Source organism: Rhizobacter sp., assembly GCA_019635355.1.
Taxonomy (GTDB): Bacteria; Pseudomonadota; Gammaproteobacteria; order Burkholderiales; family Burkholderiaceae_C; genus Rhizobacter.
The window spans coordinates 4,321,216-4,343,356 of record JAHBZQ010000001.1 but is presented as its reverse complement, the minus strand read 5'-3'; the positions used below and the strand labels follow the sequence as shown (position 1 = coordinate 4,343,356).

The window sequence follows — 22,141 nt, the reverse complement described above, 5'->3', positions numbered from 1 at the left end:
CGGACACTTTACGCCCCGTGCAAGCGCTCAGCCCTCAGGGACTTCCTTGTTGGCAGTCACCGGCTCGACCACCGCAAACACACCGCTGCAGCGCACCACCACCTTCTCGCCGACCCGCAGCTCGCACTCGGCGAACGACAGCCGCGCCCCGTGCTTGCGCACCTGCACGTGGGCTTCCAGCCAGTCGCCCACCTTGGCCGCGCCGAGGAAGTCGGTCGACAGGTTGACCGACACCATCGGCGCCGAGGGCTTGCGCGTGAGGTGCATGTTGCGGCCGAGCGCGCTGTCGGCCAGCGTGACCAGCATGCCGCCGTGCGCGATGCCGCGCATGTTGGTGTGCTTCTGTGCGAGGCGCAGGCCGATGATCACGCCGCCGTTGGGCGCGTCCTTCTGGTACAGCGGGCCGGCGTGGGTGAGCCAGGTGCCGCCAGGGACCAGCGCGGTGAAGCCGTCAGGGATGGTGTCGTCGGTGCTCATCAGAACCACGCGTCCTGCATCGTGAGGGTCGAGTCGTTGAGGCTGCGCAGCAGCTCGTGCTGCGGCTTGCAGCGCGGCAACTCCCAGTCGAAGAACCAGGCGCTGGTGTGCAGCTTGCCTCGGTAGAAGTTGATTTCGTCGTCACCCTGGGCGTTCTTCAGGGCACGGGTCGCAACGAGGGCCTGGCGCAGCCACTGCCACGCGACGACCGTGTGGCCGAAGGCTTCGAGGAAGACGACCGAGTTCGCCAGTGCCAGCTCGCCCTTCTCCTTCAGCAGCGGCGCCAGCGCCTTCACCGTCTGCACGACGTTGGACCAGGCGATGGTCAACGCATCGGCGTTGGCGCTGAGGGTTTCGTATGCGGAGGCGTCCTTCACCGTCGCGGCAATCTCGCGGCCCAGCAGCTCCAGCGCGGCGCCTTGCTGCATGACGACCTTGCGGCCCAGCAGGTCGATCGACTGGATGGCGTGCGTGCCCTCATGGATCATGTTGAGCCGGTTGTCGCGGTAGAACTGCTCCACCGGGTATTCGCGCGTGTAGCCGTAGCCGCCGTGGATCTGGATCGCGAGGCTGTTGGCCTCCAGGCACCACTGCGAGGGCCAGCTCTTGACGATGGGCGTGAGCAGCTCCAGCAGCAGGCCGGCCTCCTCGCGCTTGGTCTCGTCGGGGCCGGTCTTCTGCTCGTCGACCAGGCGTGCGGCGTAGAGGCCCAGCGCGAGGCCACCTTCCACATACGCCTTCTGCGCGATCAGCATGCGGCGGATGTCGGCGTGCTCGATCAGCTTGATCTGCGGTTCGTTCGGGTCCTTGCTGCCGGCGCGTCGGCCTTGCGGGCGTTCACGCGCGTACTGCAGCGAGGCGAGGTAGCCGCGGTAGCCCAGCATCACGGCGCCCATGCCGACACCGATACGCGCCTCGTTCATCATGTGGAACATCGCGGCGAGGCCCTGGTTCGGCTGGCCGATCAGCTCGCCGTAGCAGTTGCCCTTCTCGCCGAACGACAGCATGGTGGAGGTGGTGCCACGCCAGCCCATCTTGTGGATGAGGCCCGCGAGCGCCACGTCGTTGCGCGCACCGAGCGAGCCATCGTCGTTGACCATGAACTTCGGCACGATGAAGAGCGAGATGCCCTTCACCCCGGCCGGTGCGCCGGGCAGGCGTGCGAGCACGAGGTGGATGATGTTTTCGCTCAACTCGTGGTCGCCGCCCGAGATGAAGATCTTGTTGCCGGTGAGGCGGTAGCTGCCGTCGGCCTGCGGCACGGCGGTGGTGGTGATGTCAGACAGGCTGGAGCCGGCTTGCGGCTCGGTGAGGCACATGGTCCCGAAGAAGCGGCCGGCCAGCATGTGCGGCAGGTACTTCTTCTTTTGCGATTCGGTGCCGAAGCGGTTGATGACGTTCGCATTCGCAATCGTCAGGCCGACATACGAATTGGTCGACGCATTCGCGCTCTTGAAGATGGCCGAGAAGGCCTGGCCCATCAACACGGGCAGCTGCATGCCGCCGAGCTCGTAGTCTTGCGTCGGCGCGATGAAGCCGGCTTCGCAGTAGGCCTGCAGCGCGTCTTTCACCTGCGGAATGATGGTGACGCTCTTGCCGTCGAAGGTCGGCTCTTCTTCGTCGCTCTCGCGGTTGTGGGTGAAGAACTTGTCGGCGGCGATGGCCATCGCGGCGTCGAGCGCGGCGACGAAGGTCTCGCGGCTGTGGTCGGCGTGGCGCTCGCGCTGCGTCAGCGCTTCGGCATCGTTCACCTCGAAGATCTGGAAGTCGAGGTCGCGGCGGTTGAGGATGAGTTCGGCGGTCATGTTGTTCTAAAAGCTGATTGAAGAAGGGCCCGCAGCGAGAGGCATGCGGGCCCTTGGTCGAGAGCGTGGCGCGTCAGGCTGCGAGCAGCGTGTCGCTGAACTTGCCGAGGTGGTGGTCCACGTCGCCGAAGGTCTGGTTGATGACCGTCAGACGCTTGAAGAGGTGCGCCGCCATCAGCTCGTCGGTCACGCCCATGCCGCCGTGCATCTGCACCGCGCCCTGGCCCACCGTGCGGGCCGACTGGCCGATGTAGGCCTTGGCGGCCGACACGTGGCGGCGGCGCTCGGCCGCATCCTTCGAGTCGACCTTCACCGCGGCCAGCAGCGCCATCGCGCGGCCGTATTCGGCGGCCATCGCCATGTCGGCCATGCGGTGCTGCAGCACCTGGAACTTGCCGATGGGCATGTCGAACTGCTTGCGGTTCTTCAGGTACTCGAGCGTCTGCGCGTTGAGCGTGGCCATCACGCCGACGGCTTCGGCGCACAGCGCGGCGACGCCACGGTCGAGCGCCCATTCGATCGCCGGCAGGGCCTGGTTGACCTGGCCAACCAGTGCGTCGGCACCGACCTTCACGTCCTTCAGGATCACGTCGGCGGCGCGCTGGCCGTCTTGCGTGCCGTAGGGGCGCAGCGTCAGGCCGGCGGCCTTGGCGTCGACGACGAAGAGCGAGATGCCATTGGCGTCGAAGGCCGAGCCCGAGGTGCGGGCCGAGACGAGGAGCTTGTTCGCCGACGCGGCGGCGAGCACGACCGCCTTGTGGCCGCTCAGCGACCAGCCGTCGCCGTCTTTCTTCGCGGTCGTCGCCACGTGATGCGTGTTGTAGCGCGCGCCCGGCTCCTGGTGGGCCAGCGTCGCGATCGTCGTGCCTTGCGTGATGCCACCCAGCAGCGTGTCTTTCTGCGCCGCGTTGCCGATGTCGGCGATCAGGCTGCCCGCGATCACGGTCGACGGGATGAAGGGCTCGAGCGCCAGCGCCGTGCCCAGCGTCTCGGCGATCAGCATCGTATCGATGGCGTTGCCGCCCAGGCCACCCACTTCTTCGGCGAACGGCAGGGCCAGCAGGCCGAGTTCGGCATAGGTCGACCAGGCTTCGGCGCTGTGGCCGAGCTCGCTCTTGGTGAGCGCGCGACGGTGCTCGAAGCCGTAGTCCTTGGCGAGGTAGCGCTTCAGGCTGTCCTGGATCGCGGTTTGTTCTTCGCTGAGATTGAAATCCATGGTGATTCCTTCGTGTTCTGTGTGACTGGCTTCGATTACAGGCCCAGGATCATCTGGCTGATGATGTTCTTCTGGACCTCGCTGGAGCCGCCATAGATGGTCGTCTTGCGGGTGTTGTAGTACGCGCCCGAGAGCAGCGTCTCACGGCCGGCGAAGAACTCGGTCAGCGGCTGCGGGTTGCCCGAGAGGTCTTGCTGCTCACGCAGCCAAGGCACGCCGTAGGGGCCGAGCGCCATCATCGAGAGTTCGGTCAGCATCTGCTGGATCTCGGAGCCCTTGATCTTCAGCATCGAGGCCTCGGGGCCGGGCGCGTGCGACTTGCCTTCTTGCGACACGACCTTGAGGTTGGTGATCTCGAGTGCCATCAGCTCCATCTCGACTTGCGCGAGGCGGTCGCGGAAGCGCACGTCTTCGATCAGCGGCTTGCCGTTGTCGCCGGGCACCTTGCGGGCCAGCGTCTTGAGGCGCTTGATCGCGACCTTGGAGCGGCCCACACCGGCGATGCCGGTGCGCTCGTGGCCGAGCAGGAACTTGGCATACGTCCAGCCCTTGTTCTCTTCGCCGATGCGGTTTTCGACCGGCACGCGCACGTTGTCGAACCAGACTTCGTTCACCTCGTGGCCGCCGTCGAGCATGATGATCGGCTTGACGGTGATGCCCGGGGTCTTCATGTCGATCAGCAGGAAGCTGATGCCTTCCTGCTTGCGGCCTTCGGTGCTGGTGCGCACCAGGCAGAAGATCCAGTCGGCGTACTGGCCGAGCGTGTTCCAGGTCTTCTGGCCGTTGACGATGTAGTGCTCGCCCTTTTCATCGGTGCCGCGCACGGCGCGGGTCTTGAGCGAGGCCAGGTCGGAGCCGGCGCCCGGCTCGCTGTAGCCCTGGCACCACCAGTCTTCGCCCGACAGGATGCGCGGCAGGTAGTAGGCCTTCTGCGCCGCATTGCCGAAACGCATGATCACCGGCGCGACCATCTTGATGCTGAAGGCCAGCTGCATCGGCGTGCCGGCCTCGGCGCACTCTTCGTCAAAGATGTGCTTCTGCACGGCGTTCCAGCCCGTGCCACCGAACTCGACCGGCCAGCTCGAGCCGCCCCAGCCCTTCTTGTAGAGGATGTTCTGCCACTTGGTGATGTCTTCGGCCAGGTGGCGCTCACCCGAGGCACCGCGGTTGCGGATCTCCTGCGGCAGGTTTTCGGCGATGAAGCTGCGCACCTCCTCGCGGAATTTCTGTTCTTCTGGGCTGTATTCGAGATCCATGGAAAGTCTCCTGCGGCTGAGCCGTATTGCGGATGATCAAGAAAATGGATGCAGATTCTGCATCGCAAAACGCTGAAGTATAAATTGGAACTTCTACCAACGACATTGCCTGCAACCCATCCTAAACCCTGTCACGCGGGCGACAACCCCGGGTAACGCGGTCAACTTCGGTCGGGAATCACCTTGTTTACAGGCAGCCCCTCAGCGGCTACGATGGTCGCCTTTGCAAAATAATGTTCTGCATTGCGGAACATCAAACCACGCATGACCTGCCCGCACGGTTTCTCCCGGCGGGAGCGCCGTGCGGCCCTCGCTGTCCCTCCCGTGCCTTTCAGGAGCCAATCCCAATGAGCAATCAACCGACCTCCACCCAGTACGACGTTCGCGGCTCGGTGGCCGTGGTCACGCTGAACAACCCGCCGGTCAACGGCTTGGGGTATGCGCTGCGCAGCGGCATCATCAGCGGCCTCGACAAGGCCCTCGCCGACCCGAAGGTCAGCGCCGTCGTGCTGATCGGCAGCGACCGCGCCTTCTCGGGTGGCGCTGACGTCAAGGAGTTCGGCACCGCCAACGCCGGCAAGTCGCCCAACCTGCCCGACGTGATCAAGGCCCTGGAGAACTCGCCCAAGCCCGTGGTCGCCGCGATCGGCGGCATGGCCCTCGGCGGTGGCCTCGAGCTCGCGATGGGCGCGCACTTCCGCGTCGCCAAGGGCGACGCCAACCTCGGCCTGCCCGAAGTCAAGCTCGGCCTCTTGCCCGGTGCTGGCGGCACGCAGCGCCTGCCGCGCCTGATCGGCCTCGAAGCCGCGCTGAACATGATCGTCTCCGGCGCTCCGGTGCCGGCCAAGAAGTTCGAAGGTTCGCCGCTGGTCGACGCCATCGTCGACGGCGACCTGCTCGACGGCGCCATCAAGTTCGCCGAGAAGGCCGTGGCCGACAAGCTGCCGCTCAAGCGCGCCCGCGACCTGAAGGTCAAGCCCGTGGCCCCCGGCACCGAAGCCTTCCTGCAGTTCGCCCGCAACACCGTCGGCGCCACTTCGAAGAACTTCCCCGCGCCGCTCAAGTGCGTGGAAGCCGTGGCCGCCGCCACCAGCAAGCCCTTCGACGAAGGCCTGAAGTACGAGCGCGAGCTGTTCCAGGCGCTGATGCTCACCAACGAGTCGCGCGCACTGCGCCACATCTTCAACGCCGAGCGCGCCGCAGCCAAGATTCCCGACGTGCCGGAAGACACCAAGCTGCGCGACATCAAGAAGGTCGGCATGATCGGCGCCGGCACGATGGGCGTGGGCATCACCATGAACTTCATCAACGTTGGCATCCCCGTGGTGCTGCTCGAGATGAAGCAAGAGGCGCTCGACAAGGGCCTCAAGACCATCCGCACCAACTACGAGAACTCGGCCAAGAAGGGCAAGATCACGCCCGCACAGATCGAGGAGCGCATGGCCCTCATCACGCCGACGCTCACGTATGACGGCTTCAAGGACGTCGACCTCGTGATCGAGGCCGTGTTCGAGAGCATGGAAGTCAAGGAGCAGGTCTTCAAGACGCTCGACGAGGTGTGCAAGCCCGGCGCGATCCTGGCGTCCAACACCTCGGCGCTCAACCTCGACAAGATCGCCCAGTTCACCAAGCGCCCACAAGACGTGGTGGGCCTGCACTTCTTCAGCCCGGCCAACGTGATGCGCCTGCTGGAAGTGGTGCGCGGCGAGAAGACCGCCAAGGACGTGCTGGCCACCTCGATGGCACTCGCGAAGAAGATCAAGAAGATGCCGGTCGTGTCGGGCGTGTGCGACGGCTTCATCGGCAACCGCATCGTGGCCCGCTACGGCGCTGCCGCCAACGAGGCGCTCAACGCCGGTGCCTCGCCGCAGCAGATCGACAAGGCGCTCGAGAAGTTCGGCCTGGCGATGGGCATCTACCGCATGGGCGACCTGGCTGGCCTCGACATCGGCTACGCCGGCCGCAAGCGCCGCAAGGAAGCCAACCCCGAGGCCTACATCCCCATCGTCGCCGACCGCCTGGCCGAAGCCGGCCGCTTCGGCCAGAAGACGGGCGCGGGCTTCTACAAGTACGAGCCGGGCAAGCGCGACGCGATCCCCGACCCGGCCGTCGACAAGATCATCGAAGACTTCCGCAAGGAACGCGGCATGGTCGCGCGCAAGGTCAGCGATGAAGAGATCATCGAGCGCTGCATCTACGCGATGGTCAACGAAGGCGCCCGCATCGTCGAGGAAGGCATCGCCGCCCGTGCGTCCGACATCGACGTGGTCTACCTCAACGGCTACGGCTTCCCCGCGCACCGCGGCGGCCCGATGCTCTATGCCGACACCGTGGGCCTGGCCAACGTGGTGCGTGCTCTGCGCCGCATCGCGGCCGAGCCGGGTGCCGACGCCAAGTTCTGGGAACCGGCCCCGCTGCTGGTGAAGCTCGCCGAAGAAGGCAAGACCTTCAGCTGAGCCAACAAGCCGCGACCAGAACTCACACAAGACAAGGAATCATCATGACCGAAGCCGTCATCGTCTCCACCGCCCGTACTGGCCTCGCCAAGAGCTGGAAGGGTGCTTTCAACATGACCTACGGCGCCACGCTCGCCGCCCACTCGATCGAGCACGCCGTCAAGCGCTCGGGCCTCGACCCCGCTGAAATCGAGGACGTGTTCCTCGGCGGCTCGCTGTCCGAAGGCACAACCGGCGGCAACATCGCCCGCGTGGCCGCCCTGCGTGCCGGCCTGCCCGTCACCACCGCGGGTGTCACCATCAACCGCTTCTGCTCGTCGGGCCTGCAGGCCATCGCGATGGCAGCTCACAGCATCATCGTCGACGGTGTGCAGGTCGCCATCGGCGGCGGCGTGGAGTCGATCTCGTGCGTGCAGAACGAGACCAACCGCCACATGCGCGCCGACCCGGCCATGCTGGAGAAGAAGCCCGAGATCTACTGGAGCATGCTGCAGACCGCCGAGATGGTGGCCAAGCGCTACAACATCTCGAAGGAATCGCAGGACGAATACGGCGTGCGCAGCCAGCTGCGTGCCGCCGCCGCCCTCGAAGCCGGCAAGTTCAAGGACGAGATCGCCCCGATGACCACCATCATGGGCGTCGTCGACAAGGCCACCGGCCGCCTGACGACGAAGGAAGTGACGATCGCCGCCGACGAAGGCATCCGCCCCGACACCACGCTGGAAGGCGTGGCGAAGATCCGCGCGGCCCTGCCGGGTGGCGTGGTGACGGCCGGCAACGCGAGCCAGTTCTCCGACGGCTCGTCGGCCTGCGTGCTGATGAACAGCAAGCTCGCCGAGAAGCGCGGCATCAAGCCGATGGGCATCTTCCGCGGCTTCGCGGTCGCCGGCTGCGAGCCCGATGAAATGGGCATCGGCCCGGTGTTCGCCATCCCCAAGCTGCTGAAGCAGACCGGCCTCAAGATCGACGACATCGGCCTGTGGGAGCTGAACGAAGCCTTTGCCTGCCAAGTGATCTACAGCCGCGACAAGCTGGACATCCCTGACGACCGCCTGAACGTCAACGGCGGCGCCATCGCCGTGGGTCACCCCTACGGCGTGACCGGCTCGCGCCTGACCGGCCATGCGCTGATCGAAGGCAAGCGCCGCGGTGCCAAGTACGTCGTGGTCACGATGTGCATCGGCGGCGGCCAGGGCGCAGCGGGCCTGTTCGAAGTCGTCTAAATGTCGGTCCAGGACCTGTTCAGCCTGAAGGGCAAGGTCGCGCTGGTCACCGGCGGCTCGCGAGGCCTCGGCCTGCAAGCCGCCGAGGCGCTCGGCGAGGCGGGCGCCAAGCTCATCCTCACCGCGCGCAAGGCCGATGAACTCGCGCAAGCGCAGGCGCACTTGAAGACAATGGGCATCGAAGCCCAGGTCATCGCCAACGACCTGTCGAAGTTCGACCAGATCCCCGGCCTCGTCGACCAGGCACTCGCCGCCTACGGCCAGATCGACATCCTGGTCAACAACGCCGGCGCCAACTGGGCCACGCCCGCCGAGGACTACCCCGACGAGGCCTGGCACAAGGTGATGAACCTGAACGTCAACGCGCCCTTCTTCCTGACGCGTGAGGTCGGCAAGCGCGCGATGATCCCGCGCAAGTCGGGCAAGGTCATCAACATCGCCTCGGTCGCCGGATTGAAGGGCAACAGCCCCGGCGTCACCATGGTCGCGTACAACACCTCGAAGGCCGCCTCGGTCAACATGGTGCGTGCGCTGGCCTCGGAATGGGGCCAGTACAACATCAACGTCAACGCGCTGTGCCCGGGTTTCTTCCCGACGAAGATGACCCACGGCCTGCTCGACAAGATCGGTGACAGCGTCGTCGCACGCGCACCGCTGCATCGCCTGGGAGGCGAAGAAGACTTGAAGGGACCGGTCGTGTTCCTCGCAAGCGAGGCCTCGCGCCACATCACCGGGCACGCATTGCCGGTCGATGGCGGCAGCATCATCACCTGAACGCCTCGTTCAGGGCCACATGACAAGACGACAGACAGCCATGACGCCATCGATTTACTGCACCCGGGCCGCCGCGCCGGGCCGCCCCAAGCAAGGCCCGACCCTCTCGGAGGGTCGATCGGCGTACTCGACGATCGGGGTGCTGTCATGACCAGCAAAGACACGTCGGCCCTCCAGTTCAGCGGTACCAAAGCGGTCGCCCCGCAGCACGCGTTCGACGTGCAGAAGCTCGATGCCTACATGCGCCAGCACGTGGCCGGCTTCAGCGGCGACCTGCACGTCGAGCAGTTCAAGGGCGGGCAATCCAACCCGACCTTCAAGCTGACGGCCGGCGGCAAGAGCTATGTGATGCGCCGCAAGCCGCCCGGCGTGCTGCTGCCTTCGGCCCACGCGGTCGACCGTGAATACAAGGTCATCAGCGCGCTCGCGAAGACCGATGTGCCCGTGGCCAAGGCCTACGCCTTGTGCGAAGACCCGTCGGTGATCGGCACGGCCTTCTACATCATGGACTGCGTGGAAGGCCGCATCCTCTGGGACCCGCTGCTGCCCGACTACAACAACGCCCAGCGCGGTGAGCTCTACAGCGAGCTGAACCGCGTGATGGCCGCGCTGCACAGCGTCGACCCCAACGCCATCGGGCTGGGTGACTACGGCAAGCCCGGCAACTACATCGAGCGCCAGGTCGCCCGCTGGACCAAGCAGTACAAGGCCGCCGAGACCGAGACCATCGAAGCCGCCGACAAGCTGATCGAGTGGCTGCCCAAGTACATCCCGCAAGGCGATGAAGTGGCCATCGTGCATGGCGACTACCGCTTCGACAACGTGATCTTCCACCCCACCGAGCCGCGCATCCTCGCGGTGCTCGACTGGGAGCTGTCGACGCTCGGCCACCCGCTGGTCGACTTCGCCTACCACTGCATGACCTGGCGCATGGGTGGTGGCCAGGGCGGCCGTGGCATGGCCGGTGCCGACATCCAATCGCTGGGCATCCCGAGCGAAGCCGAATACGTGAAGCTCTACATGGAGCGCACCGGCCGCAAGAAGGCCGTGTCGCCCGCCGAGTGGAACTACTACATGGTGTTCAACATGTTCCGACTCGTCGGCATCCTGCAGGGCATCGCGCACCGCGCGGTGCAGGGCAATGCGTCAAGCGAACATGCCGTCGCGTCGGGCAAGCGTGCCCGCCCGCTGGCGGAGCAGGCGTGGGCGCTCGCGCAAGAGATCGACGCTTCGCGCTAACCTCGCTGAACCCTTTTGAGATGAGAGCGCCGCCATGTCGGACCGCCACCTTGCCCATTGGCCGCCCGGGCTGCCCAAGCACCTGACGCTGCCCGAGACCAGCGTCTTCTACAACGCCGAGGTCTCGGCCGCACGCTTCCCGAACAAGCCCTTCATCGTCTTCTACGACACGCCGATCACCTTCGGCGAGTTCAAGGACGAAGCCGAGCGCATCGCCGGCTACCTGCAGCAGGTGTGCGGCGTGAAGGCCGGCGACCGGGTGCTGCTCTACATGCAGAACAGCCCGCAATGGGTGCTGGCGTTCTACGGCATCCTGCGGGCGAACGCGGTCGTCGTGCCGGTGAACCCGATGAACATGACGGAGGAGCTGAAGCACTACGTCACGGACACCGGCGCCACCACCGCCTTCGTGCCGCAGGACCTGCATGCGCAGATGCAGCCCTTGGTGGGCGAAGGTGGTCTCAAGCACCTCATCGTCGTCACCTACAGCGACTACCTCAAGCGCCCCACCGACCTCACGGTGCCGCCCTTCGTGGCCGAGCCGCGCAAGACCTTCACCGAGACCGGCAGCATCGCCTGGACCGAGGTGCTGGCGAAGAACCTGCGCCCCGGTCCGCTCACCGCCGGCCCCGACGACCTCTGCGTCATGCCCTACACCTCGGGCACCACCGGCCACCCCAAGGGCTGCATGCACACCCACCGCAGCACCCAGAGCACGCTGGTGGGGGGAGTGCACTGGTTCAACCGCACGCAGGACGCGGTGTTCCTCTCGGTGCTGCCCTATTTCCACGTGACCGGCATGTCGGGCAGCATGAACGGGCCGATGTACATCGGCGCCACCATCGTCATCCTGCCCCGCTGGGACCGCGATGCCGCCGCCCAGCTGATGCAGCGCTACAAGGTGACGGTGTGGCAGGTCATCTCGACCATGATGATCGACTTCCTGTCGAACCCGAAGCTGTCGCAGTACGACCTGTCCAGCCTGCAAGGCATCCGCGGCGGCGGCGCGGCGATGCCCGAAGCCATCGCTGCCCGGTTGAAAGAACTCACCGGCCTCGATTACGTCGAAGGCTATGGCATGAGCGAAACCCTGGCCGCCACCCACATCAACCCGCCGCACCGCCCCAAGAAGCAGTGCCTGGGCATCCCCGTGTTCGATGTCGACGCGCGGGTGGTCGACCCCGAGACCCTGCACGAGCTGGGCGTGGGCGAAACCGGCGAGATCGTGGTGCACGCCCCGCAGGTGATGCGCGGCTACTGGAACAACGACAAGGCCACGCAGGAGACCTTCACCGAGATCGACGGCAAGCGCTTCCTGCGCACCGGCGACCTGGCGCAGGTCGACGCCGACGGCTATTTCTTCATGGTCGACCGCCTGAAGCGCATGATCAACGCGGCCGGCTTCAAGGTCTGGCCGGCCGAGGTGGAAGCGCTGATGTACCACCACCCCGCCATCCACGAGGCCTGCGTGATCGGCGTGCGCGATGCGCGGCGGGGCGAAACGGTCAAGGCCTTGGTCGTTCTCAAGCCAGAATACAAAGGGAAGGTGAGCGAACAGGAGATCATTTCCTGGTCGCACGACCACATGGCGGCTTACAAGAGCCCGCGCATTGTGGAATTTGTGGAGTCGCTGCCCAAGTCCGGATCGGGCAAGGTGCAGTGGCGTGAACTTCAAGAGCAAGAGGCCGCTCGACACGCGGCCCAAGGTTAGTCCCCTCAACTTCTACCCGGAGACATCCAGGATGACCACCTCTATGCAACGTCTGCGACGCGCTCTCGTGCTGGCCACGGCTGGCGCCGCACTGGCTGCCCCCTTTGGCGCTGCCCAAGCGCAAGCCTTTCCGAGCGCCAAGCCCGTCACGCTGATCGTGCCGTGGCCGGCCGGCGGCTCGACCGACCGCCACCACCGCGCGCTCGCCGAGATCGCCAGCAAGTACCTCGGCCAGCAGATCATCATCGAGAACAAGCCCGGTGCCGGCGGCACGCTCGGCCCCAGCTCGATGGCGATGACCGCCAAGCCCGACGGCTACACGATCTCGCAGTACCCGATGGGCATGCTGCGCATCCCGCACATGAACAAGGTGCAGTGGAGCCCGATCAACGACTTCACCTTCATCATCGGCGTCTCCGGCTACACCTTCGGCTTCGTCGTGAAGAGCGACTCGCCGCACAAGACCTTCAAGGAATACATCGAAGCCGCGCGCAAGCAGCCGGGCAAGATCGACTACGGCTCCACCGGCATCGGCACCAGCCCGCACCTTCTGATGGAAGAGCTGGCCGACAAGGCCGGCGTGCAGCTCAACCACATCCCCTTCAAGGGCAACGCCGACCTGATGCAGGCGCTGATCGGGGGCCACGTGATGGCCGCGAGCGATGCGTCGGGCTGGGACAAGTTCGTCGACAACAACCAGATGCGCCTGCTCGTGACCTTCGGCGAGAACCGCACCAAGCGCTGGCCCAACGTGCCCACCGCCAAGGAGCTGGGCTACGGCATCGTGTCGCAGTCGCCTTACGGCCTCGTCGGCCCCAAGGGCATGGACCCGGCCGTCGTGAAGACGCTGCACGACGCCTTCAAGAAGGCGATGGACGACCCCAAGCATGCTGAGGTGCTGGCCACCCTCAACCAGGACCCCTGGTACCGCACGGGCGAGCAGTACAAGGCATGGGCGATCGCGACCTATGCGAAAGACAAGCTGCTGATCGACCGCCTCGGTCTCGCCGCCAAGTAAGCCGCAACACCCCACCCGGCGCGGGAGGTCGCGCCGGGTGGACTCTCAGTTTTTGTTTAACCCAGAAAGAGACTTCCCATGAAAGTGCTGGTAGCCGTCAAGCGAGTGGTGGACTACAACGTGAAGGTGCGTGTGAAGAGTGACGGCAGCGGTGTGGACATCGCCAACGTCAAGATGAGCATGAACCCCTTCGACGAGATTGCGGTGGAAGAAGCCGTGCGTCTGAAGGAAAAAGGCGTGGTCACCGAAGTGATCGCCGTGTCGGCCGGCCCGGCCCAGTGCCAGGAGACCCTGCGCACCGCGATGGCCATCGGGGCCGACCGCGGCATCCTGGTCGAGACCGATGCCGAGCTGCAGCCGCTGGCCGTGGCGAAGCTCTTGAAGGCCCTGGTCGACAAGGAACAGCCCGGCCTCGTCATCCTCGGCAAGCAGGCCATCGACGACGACTGCAACCAGACCGGCCAGATGCTGGCGGCCTTGGCCGACCTGCCGCAAGCCACCTTCGCCAGCAAGGTCGAACTCGCCGCTGACAGCGCCACCGTGACCCGTGAAGTCGACGGCGGCCTCGAGACCCTGAAGCTCAAGCTGCCCGCCGTCGTCACCACCGACCTGCGCCTGAACGAGCCGCGTTACGTGACGCTGCCCAACATCATGAAGGCCAAGAAGAAGCCGCTGGAGACCGTCAAGCCCGACGCCCTCGGCGTCGACGTCGCCCCGCGCATCAAGACCCTGAAGGTCGCCGAGCCCCCGAAGCGCAGCGCCGGCATCAAGGTGCCCGACGTCGCCACGCTGGTCGACAAGCTCAAGAACGTCTCCAAGGTCATCTAAGGGAAGCAGGAGAAAAGAACATGACCACTCTCGTCATTGCTGAACACGACAACAAGTCCGTCAAGGGCGCGACCCTGAACACCGTCACCGCTGCTGCCGCCATTGGTGGCGATGTGCACGTGCTGGTGGCCGGCAACGCCGCTGGTGAAGCCGCCAAGGCCGCTGCCGCCATCGCTGGCGTCGCCAAGGTGATCCACGCCGACGGCGCCCAGCTCGACCACGGCCTGGCCGAGAACGTCGCCGCCCAAGTGCTGGCCATCGCCGGCAACTACAGCCACATCCTCTTCCCCGCCACCGCGGCCGGCAAGAACATCGCTCCCCGCGTGGCCGCCAAGCTCGACGTCGGCCAGATCAGCGACATCACCAAGGTCGTGAGCGCTGATACCTTCGAGCGCCCGATCTACGCCGGCAACGCGATTGCCACGGTGCAGAGCGGTGACAAGGTCAAGGTCATCACCGTGCGCACCACCGGCTTCGATGCCGCGGCCGCCACCGGTGGCAGCGCCGCCATCGAAACCGCCGCTGCAGCCGCCGACTCCGGCAAGAGCAGCTTCCAGGGCAGCGAGATCGCCAAGAACGACCGCCCCGAGCTGACCGCCGCCAAGATCATCGTCTCCGGTGGCCGGGCGCTCGGCTCCAGCGAGAAGTTCGTCGAAGTGATGACGCCGCTGGCCGACAAGCTGGGTGCCGCCATCGGCGCCAGCCGCGCCGCGGTGGATGCGGGCTACGCCCCCAACGACCTGCAGGTCGGCCAGACCGGCAAGATCGTGGCGCCGCAGCTGTACATCGCCGCCGGCATCTCGGGCGCCATCCAGCACCTGGCCGGCATGAAGGACAGCAAGGTGATCGTGGCCATCAACAAAGACCCCGAGGCGCCGATCTTCTCGGTCGCTGACTACAGTCTCGAGGCTGATCTCTTCACCGCCGTGCCCGAGCTGGTGAAGGCGCTTTAAGCCACACGGCAATCACCCAGGCCGCAATCACAAAAGCGACAGAACGGAGCAAGCGATGCGAGCGCACCAGCGTCCACTTCGACAAGCGCCGTCTCTGTCGCTATAAAACTGGGTTCCACTCAACAGGAGACACGACATGAATGCACCGCTTGAATTTGCGTCACTCAAGAACCAGGTCTCCGAAGCAGAGTGGCAGACACGGGTGGACCTGGCCGCCGCCTACCGGCTGGTGGCCTTGTTCGGGTGGGACGACCTCGTCTTCACCCACATCTCGGCCCGCGTGCCCGGCGAGCCCGACAACTTCCTGATCAACCCCTACGGTCTCTTCTTCGAGGAGATCACCGCCTCCAGCCTGGTGAAGGTCGATCACCACGGCGAGAAGGTCAGCCCCTCGAAGTTCGACATCAACCCGGCCGGCTTCGTGATCCACAGTGCGATCCATGAGGCGCGCCCCGAGGTCAACTGCGTGCTGCACACGCACACGCTGCACGGCGTGGCGGTGTCGGCGCAGAAGCACGGCTTGCTGCCGCTCTCGCAGCAGTCGACGCTGCCGCTGAACCAGATCGCGTACCACGACTACGAAGGCATCGCGCTGCGCGACGACGAGAAGCCGCGCCTGTGTGCCGACCTCGGCAAGAACAACTGCCTGATCCTGCGCAACCACGGCCTGCTCACCTGCGGCCGCTCGGTGGCCGAGGCCTTCCAGGCGATGTACACGCTCGAGACCTCCTGCCGCATCCAGATCCTCGCGCAGTCGGGTGGCGCGGAGCTCACGCACATTCCGCAAGACGTGGTCGAGCTCAACATGCGGCAAGCGCGCGATGCCTCGCGTGGCCAGGGCTCCAACCTGGTGTGGCCGGGCCTCCTGCGCCGGCTCGATCGCCGCAACCCGGGTTATGACGCATAAAGAAGGCGACGCGTAAAAGGAGCAGAAAGAGTCCATGGCCATCCTGGTGCTGTCGAACCCCCTCCCGTCGGCACCGTTCGCCGCCGCTCTGCGCCAAGCCTCCGGGGGCATCCCGGTCTGGACCGAACAAGACAACCCACCGCCCGAAGCGGTGGAAGCCATCCTTGCCTGGCGCATGCGGCCGGGCATCCTGCCGCAATACCCCCACCTGCGCGTGCTGTGCTCCACCGGCGCCGGCGCCGAGAAGCTGCTGGTCGACGACCTGCCCGAGCACGTGCCCGTGACCCGCGTGGTCGACCCGATGCAGGGCGTGGAGATCGCGCAGTACGTGGTCGCGACCACGCTGCAGTTCACGCGTGACTTGAAGCTCTACGCCGACCAGCAGACCCGCGCCGAATGGAAGCGCCACCCGGTGCGCACCGCGGTGCGCTGCCGCGTCGGGGTGATGGGCCTGGGCGCCGTGGGCCAGGCCATCGCACGGGCCTTCCTGCCGCTGGGCTACCCGGTCGGGGGCTGGAGCCGCACGCCGCGCGAGGTGCCCGGTGTGGCCACCTTCGCCGGCCTCGACGAGCTGCCCGAGTTCCTCTCGCAGGCCGACATCCTCGTCTGCGCGCTGCCGCTCACCGACGAGACCCGCGGCCTGCTCAACCACCACACGCTCGCGCAGCTGCCGCGCGGCGCCTTCTTCGTGAACATCGGCCGTGGCGAGCAGGTCGTCGAGCCCGACCTGCGTGCCCTGCTCGACGGCGGCTACCTCGCCGGCGCGGCGCTCGACGTCTTCGAACGCGAGCCACCCCCGCCCGACAACTGGGTCTGGTCGCACCCGCAGGTGGTGGCCACGCCACACATCGCGGCGCAGGCCTCGTTCGACACCGTGGCCCAGCAGTGCGTCGATGCGCTGCGGCGTGCCCGCGACGGGCTGCCCCAGCCCCTGGCCGTCGACCGACAACGCGGCTACTGACGCTCACCCCCACAACAACAGGAGACAACGCCGATGACGATCCCCCACTCGACCTTGCGACGCACCCTCCTGGCCACCCTCGCCGCGAGTGCCGTGCTGCTGGCCGGCTGCGCCACGCCCGGCGCAGGCGACACCGGCAAGACGCCGGGCACGATGAACGCCGCGGCACTGCGCAAGCTCGATGACCTCGTCACCCGCGACGCCGCCGCCGGCCGCCTGCCGGGCGCCGTGATCGTGCTCTACCGCGACGGCAAGGTGGTGCACGACAAGGCCATCGGCGTGCGAAACCCACAAGCGCCCTCGGGGTCGTCGCCCATGACGAGCGACACGATCTTCCGCATCTACTCGATGAGCAAGCCCATCGTGTCGGTGGGCGTGATGATGCTGGTGGAAGACGGCAAGGTGCAGCTGAGTGCGCCCGTCTCGCGCTACCTGCCCGAGTTCGCCGGCCAGAAGCTCGGCATCGAGAAGAAAGACGCGAGCGGCAACGCCACGCTCGAACTCGTGCCCTCGCCACGCCAGCCCACCGTGCACGACCTGCTGCGCCACACCTCGGGCCTGACCTACGGCGTGTTCGGCAAGTCGCTCATCAAGAGCGAGTACCTGAAGGCCGGCGTCGAAGGCGTGAACCTCAGCAACACCGAGTTCTCCAAGCGCATCGGCACCCTGCCGCTCGCCTCGGTGCCGGGCACGGTGTGGGAATACAGCCGCTCCACCGACGTGCTGGGCGCGCTCATCGAGCGGGTGTCAGGCCAGACGCTGGGCGCGTACCTGCAGCAGCGCATCCTCGGGCCGCTCGGCATGAAGGACAGCGGCTTCTCGGTGCCGGCCGACCAGCACGCGCGCATCGCCGAGCCTTTCAAGCTCGACCCCGACAGCAAGCAACCCGTCAACCTCATCGACATCACCAAGCCGCCGGTCTACGAGTCAGGCGGTGGCGGCATGGTGTCGACCGCGGCCGACTACCTGCGCTTCTGCCGGATGATGTTGAACGGCGGCGAGCTCGACGGCGTGCGCCTCCTCTCGCCCAAGACGGTGGCCTCGATGATGAGCGACCACCTCGGTGACGAGGTGATCCGCGCGAGCCGCGTGCCCGGTGTCAACACCGGCTACCTGCCTGGCCCGGGCTACGGCTTCGGCCTGGGCTTCGCGGTGCGCGTGGCGCCGGGTGAATCGGCCAGCGCCAGCAGCGTGGGCGAGTCCAACTGGGGCGGCCTGGGCGGCACGGCCTTCTGGATCGACCCGCAGGAAAAGCTCATCGCCATCTGGATGATGCAGGCGCCCGGCCAGCGCACGTACTACCGCGAGGTGTTCCGCAACATGGTGTACGGCGCGTTCTGATTTCCTTCTCACCACAACAACGGAGACAACCGAATGAAGCTGAAGACCCTCGCCCTCGGCTGTGCGCTGGCCGTGTCGTCCCTCGCCCAGGCCCAGGGCATCTCGGACGACAAGGTGAAGATCGGCCTGATCCTCGACATGTCGGGCCTCTACTCCGACATCACCGGCCCCAACCTCGTGACCGCGGTGAAGATGGCCGTCGACGACTTCGGCGGCAAGGTGCTGGGCAAGCCCATCGAAGTGCTGGCCGCCGACCACCAGAACAAGGCCGACATCGCCGCCAGCAAGGCACGCGAGTGGTACGACACCGAGAAACTCGACGCGGTGCTCGACGTGGCCGCGAGTGCGCCGGCGCTGGCGGTTGCCACCGTCGCAAAAGAGAAGAACAAGATCGCTGTCTTCACCTCGCCCGGCGCCTCGCGCCTGACGAATGAAGCCTGCACGCCCGTCACCATCCACTACACCTACGACACCTATGCACTCGCCAACGTGACCGGCAAGGCGGTGGTGCAAAACGGGGGCGACACCTGGTTCTTCCTCGTCGCCGACTACGCCTTCGGCTCGGTGCTGGAGAAAGACACGTCCGACGTGGTGAGGGCCGGCGGCGGCAAGGTGCTGGGCTCGGTGCGCCACCCCCTGAGCGCGGCCGACTTCTCGTCGTACATGCTGAAGGCCCAGGGCTCGGGCGCCAAGATCATCGGCCTCGCGAATGCGGGCGGCGACACCATCAATGCGATCAAGGCGGCCAAGGAGTTCGGCCTCACCGCCTCGGGCAAGCAGTCGCTCGCCGGCCTGCTGATGTTCATCAACGACGTGCACAGCCTCGGCCTCGCCGCGACGCAAGGGATGATGCTCAGCGCCGGCTGGTACTGGGACCTGAACCCCGAGACCCGCGCCTGGGCCAAGCGCTTCTTCGAGAAGACCAAGAAGATGCCCAACATGGCCCAGGCCGGCGCCTACTCGGCCACGCTGCACTACCTCAACGCGGTGAAGGCCGCGGGCACCGATGCCACCGAGCCGGTGATGGCGAAGATGAAGGCCACGCCCATCAACGACATGTTCGCCAAGAACGGCCGCATCCGCGAAGACGGCCGCATGGTGCACGACATGTACCTGTTCCAGGTGAAGAAGCAGGCCGAGTCGAAGTACCCCTGGGACTACTACGCGCTCAAGGGCACGGTGCCGGCCGACCAGGCCTTCACGCCGCTCGCGTCGAGCGCTTGCCCTCTCGTCAAAAAATGAGCACCTCTCCTCGCTGGAAAAAACGCCCCGAAGGTTCGACCTGGGGCGACTTCGGGCCCGACGACCAGTTGGGCCGCTTGAACCTGCTCACGCCCGAGAAGGTGAAGCAAGGCGTGGCCGAAGTGAAGGAGGGCCTCTCCTTCGGCCTCTCGCTCCCGCTCGACTACCCCGGCGGCGCCAAGCTCAACCCGCGCCGCAAGCCGCCCGACCTGCGCCCCACCGACCTGAGCGGCGACCCGTTCATGAACATGCCGCTGCGACGCTTCGACAAGCGCAACACCGACGTGGTGTGCGACGACCAGGTGCTCATCACGCTGCAGTACTCCACGCAGTGGGACACCTTCGCGCACGTGGGCTCGTGGTTCGACACCGACGGCGACGGCGAGCCGGAGAAGGTCTACTACAACGGCTTTCGCGCGCATGAAGACGTGCTCGGCCCGGGTGACCTCAAGCTCGCCGCCTGCGGCTGCGGCGAAGGCAATTCGTATGCGCTGAAGCTCGGCGTCGAGAACTTCGCCGTCAAGGCCATCCAGGGCCGCGGCGTACTCGTCAACCTGCACGCCCACATCGGCAACACCCGCGAGCGCGTGGGCTACGACCAGCTGATGCGCATCATGGAGGCCGACCAGGTGACGGTGGAGAAGGGCGACATGTTGCTCTTCTACACCGGCTTCGCCGACGTCATCCTCTCGATGAACAAAGAGCCCGACATGAAGGTGCTCAACAACGCGTGCGCCACGCTCGACGGCCGCGACGAGAAGCTGCTGCAGTGGGTGACCGACAGCGGCGTGGCCGCGCTCATCGCCGACAACTACGCCGTCGAGGCCTACCCCGCACGCGACACCGAAGGCGACGCCGAGCGCGCCGCGCTGCCGCTGCACGAGCACTGCCTCTTCAAGCTGGGCGTGCCGCTGGGCGAACTGTGGTTCCTCACGGACCTCGCCGGCTGGCTGCGCGCCCACAATCGATCGCGTTTCCTGCTCACGGCGCCACCGCTGCGCCTGCCCGGCGCGGTGGGGTCTCCCGTCACCGCCGTCGCCACCGTTTAGCCCCCACTCCCGTTCGCCCTGAGCTTGTCGACGGGCCTTTTCGCAAATCATCATGAACCCGATCGCTGCCCCCTTCGAAAAAGACTTCGGCGTCATCGCCGACCAGGTGCGCGCGCACGCCAAGCGCGACCCGAACCACCTCGCCCTCGTCGACAAGACCGCGAGCGTCACCTACGCCCAGCTCGACGCGATGATGGACCGCGTGGCCGCTGCGCTGAAGCGTGACGGCATCAAGCCGCAGCAGGCGATTGCGATCTGCGCCTACTCGTCGGTGCACTACGCAGCCATCTTCCTCGGCGCGCTGCGCGCCGGCGTGGTGGTGGCCCCGCTCGCCCCCGGGTCCACACCCGAGCAGCTGCAAGGCATGCTGACCGACGCCGACGCGAAGATCCTCTTCACCGAAGAAGCCACGGGTGAAGCGGTGAAGGCCGCCGAGGCCCTGAACATCCCGCGCGTCTCGCTCGACGGCTCGCCGGTCGGCCAGCAGCTCAAGGACTGGGTCGCCCCCGCCGGCACCACCTTCAAAGAGGTGAAGCCCAAGCCCGACTGGGCCTTCAACATCATCTATTCCTCAGGCACCACCGGCACGCCCAAGGGCATCGTGCAGCCGCACAAGATGCGCTGGGCGCACGTGCGCCGCGGCGGCGATGCCTACCAGTACGGCCCGGGCGGCACCACCATCCTGGCCACGCCGCTGTATTCCAACACCACGCTGGTCGTCTTCTTCCCCACCATCGCCTGGGGCGGCACCGTGGTGCTGATGCCGAAGTTCGACGCCAAGGGCTACCTCGAGCTCGCGCAGAAGCACCGCGTGACCCACACCATGCTCGTGCCGGTGCAGTACTCGCGCATCATGGCCGTGCCCGAGTTCGACTCGTTCGACCTGAAGAGCTTCAAGTTCAAGTTCTGCACCAGCGCGCCGTTCGGCGCCGCGCTCAAGGCCGACATCCTCAAGCGCTGGCCGGGTGGCCTGGTCGAGTTCTACGGCATGACCGAAGGCGGCGGCACCTGCATCCTCGAAGCCCACGCCTACCCGAACAAGCTGCACACCGTGGGCAAGCCCGCCGAGGGCCACGACATCCGCCTCATCGACGAGCACGGCAAGGTGGTGCCGCAAGGCGAGATGGGCGAGGTGGTGGGCAAGAGCGTCTCGATGATGAGCGGCTACCACCAGCAGCCCGGCAAGACGCGCGACGCCGAGTGGTACAGCCTCGAAGGCGAACGCTTCATCCGCACCGGCGACGTGGGCCGCTTCGACGAAGACGGCTTCCTGACGCTCATGGACCGCAAGAAGGACATGATCATCAGCGGCGGCTTCAACATCTACCCGAGCGACCTCGAAGCCGTGATGCGCCAGCATGCCGCCGTGGCCGACGTGGCGGTGGTGGGCGTGCCGTCCGAAGCCTGGGGCGAGACGCCGGTGGCCTACGTCGTGAAGAAGCCAGGCGAGCCCATCACCGAGCAGGCCTTGCAGGACTGGTTTGCCCAGCAGGTCGGCAAGACGCAGCGGGTCTCGGCGGTGCACTTCATCGACGAGCTGCCGCGCAGCGCGATCGGCAAGGTGCTCAAGCGCGAGCTGCGCGACAAGCATGTCGCGGAGTCCAAGCCGCACATCGTGGCCTGAACGTGCGCATCGATTCGCTGGACGAACTGGCCGGCCTCTACGGCGAGCCCAGCCCGCGGGC

Annotated in this window: 18 protein-coding genes; 14 read left to right on the top strand and 4 right to left on the bottom strand. The window is 66.3% G+C overall.

Annotation, left to right across the window (positions count from 1 at the left end; translation table 11 throughout):
- Positions 1-27: 27 nt before the first annotated feature.
- From KF892_20240 to KF892_20225, 4 genes are all read right to left on the bottom strand, one after another.
- A complete protein-coding gene (locus KF892_20240; GenBank protein MBX3627350.1) occupies positions 28-477 on the bottom strand; it encodes a PaaI family thioesterase in 450 nt (149 codons plus the stop codon).
- Positions 477-2,282, bottom strand: a complete 1,806-nt coding sequence (locus tag KF892_20235) for an acyl-CoA dehydrogenase (protein MBX3627349.1) — start codon at positions 2,280-2,282, stop codon at positions 477-479. Before KF892_20235 ends, KF892_20240 begins: the two co-directional genes overlap by 1 nt.
- A gap of 73 nt (positions 2,283-2,355) precedes the next feature.
- The gene (locus tag KF892_20230) at positions 2,356-3,498 is read right to left on the bottom strand and encodes an acyl-CoA dehydrogenase family protein (GenBank protein MBX3627348.1); all 1,143 of its coding nucleotides are present in this window, start codon (positions 3,496-3,498) and stop codon (positions 2,356-2,358) included.
- A gap of 35 nt (positions 3,499-3,533) precedes the next feature.
- Positions 3,534-4,754 carry an acyl-CoA dehydrogenase family protein gene (locus tag KF892_20225; protein MBX3627347.1) on the bottom strand — a complete coding sequence of 407 codons (1,221 nt, stop codon included), beginning with the start codon at positions 4,752-4,754 and terminating at the stop codon, positions 3,534-3,536.
- 347 nt (positions 4,755-5,101) lie between these two features.
- Here KF892_20225 and KF892_20220 point away from each other — a divergent pair, with 347 nt between their 5' ends.
- The 14 genes from KF892_20220 (at position 5,102) to KF892_20155 (ending at position 22,080) form a co-directional block, all read left to right on the top strand.
- The gene (locus tag KF892_20220) at positions 5,102-7,210 is read left to right on the top strand and encodes an enoyl-CoA hydratase/isomerase family protein (GenBank protein MBX3627346.1); all 2,109 of its coding nucleotides are present in this window, start codon (positions 5,102-5,104) and stop codon (positions 7,208-7,210) included.
- 44 nt (positions 7,211-7,254) lie between these two features.
- The gene (locus KF892_20215; GenBank protein MBX3627345.1) at positions 7,255-8,433 is read left to right on the top strand and encodes an acetyl-CoA C-acyltransferase; all 1,179 of its coding nucleotides are present in this window, start codon (positions 7,255-7,257) and stop codon (positions 8,431-8,433) included.
- Entirely contained in the window at positions 8,434-9,207 is a 774-nt protein-coding gene (locus tag KF892_20210; protein MBX3627344.1) for an SDR family oxidoreductase, read from the top strand.
- A 147-nt stretch (positions 9,208-9,354) separates the two neighbouring features.
- The gene (locus tag KF892_20205) at positions 9,355-10,446 is read left to right on the top strand and encodes a phosphotransferase (GenBank protein MBX3627343.1); all 1,092 of its coding nucleotides are present in this window, start codon (positions 9,355-9,357) and stop codon (positions 10,444-10,446) included.
- Between the two features lie 34 nt (positions 10,447-10,480).
- A complete protein-coding gene (locus tag KF892_20200; protein ID MBX3627342.1) occupies positions 10,481-12,157 on the top strand; it encodes a long-chain fatty acid--CoA ligase in 1,677 nt (558 codons plus the stop codon).
- Positions 12,158-12,188: 31 nt separating this feature from the next.
- On the top strand, positions 12,189-13,175 hold the full coding sequence (locus KF892_20195; protein ID MBX3627341.1) for a tripartite tricarboxylate transporter substrate binding protein: 987 nt from the start codon (positions 12,189-12,191) through the stop codon (positions 13,173-13,175).
- Positions 13,176-13,253: 78 nt separating this feature from the next.
- Complete coding sequence (locus KF892_20190; GenBank protein MBX3627340.1) at positions 13,254-14,003, top strand: electron transfer flavoprotein subunit beta/FixA family protein; 750 nt, start codon at positions 13,254-13,256, stop codon at positions 14,001-14,003.
- 20 nt (positions 14,004-14,023) lie between these two features.
- Positions 14,024-14,956, top strand: a complete 933-nt coding sequence (locus KF892_20185) for an FAD-binding protein (protein ID MBX3627339.1) — start codon at positions 14,024-14,026, stop codon at positions 14,954-14,956.
- Positions 14,957-15,092: 136 nt separating this feature from the next.
- On the top strand, positions 15,093-15,863 hold the full coding sequence (locus KF892_20180) for a class II aldolase/adducin family protein (GenBank protein MBX3627338.1): 771 nt from the start codon (positions 15,093-15,095) through the stop codon (positions 15,861-15,863).
- A gap of 34 nt (positions 15,864-15,897) precedes the next feature.
- Positions 15,898-16,824 carry a glyoxylate/hydroxypyruvate reductase A gene (locus KF892_20175; GenBank protein MBX3627337.1) on the top strand — a complete coding sequence of 309 codons (927 nt, stop codon included), beginning with the start codon at positions 15,898-15,900 and terminating at the stop codon, positions 16,822-16,824.
- A gap of 153 nt (positions 16,825-16,977) precedes the next feature.
- Entirely contained in the window at positions 16,978-18,165 is a 1,188-nt protein-coding gene (locus KF892_20170; protein MBX3627336.1) for a beta-lactamase family protein, read from the top strand.
- 33 nt (positions 18,166-18,198) lie between these two features.
- Positions 18,199-19,407 (top strand): ABC transporter substrate-binding protein, encoded by a 1,209-nt coding sequence (locus KF892_20165; GenBank protein MBX3627335.1) that lies wholly within the window; start codon positions 18,199-18,201, stop codon positions 19,405-19,407.
- Positions 19,404-20,456 carry a cyclase family protein gene (locus KF892_20160; protein ID MBX3627334.1) on the top strand — a complete coding sequence of 351 codons (1,053 nt, stop codon included), beginning with the start codon at positions 19,404-19,406 and terminating at the stop codon, positions 20,454-20,456. The genes KF892_20165 and KF892_20160 overlap by 4 nt, the downstream gene beginning before the upstream one ends.
- Positions 20,457-20,508: 52 nt before the next feature.
- Positions 20,509-22,080 carry an acyl--CoA ligase gene (locus KF892_20155; GenBank protein MBX3627333.1) on the top strand — a complete coding sequence of 524 codons (1,572 nt, stop codon included), beginning with the start codon at positions 20,509-20,511 and terminating at the stop codon, positions 22,078-22,080.
- Positions 22,081-22,141 lie beyond the last annotated feature (61 nt).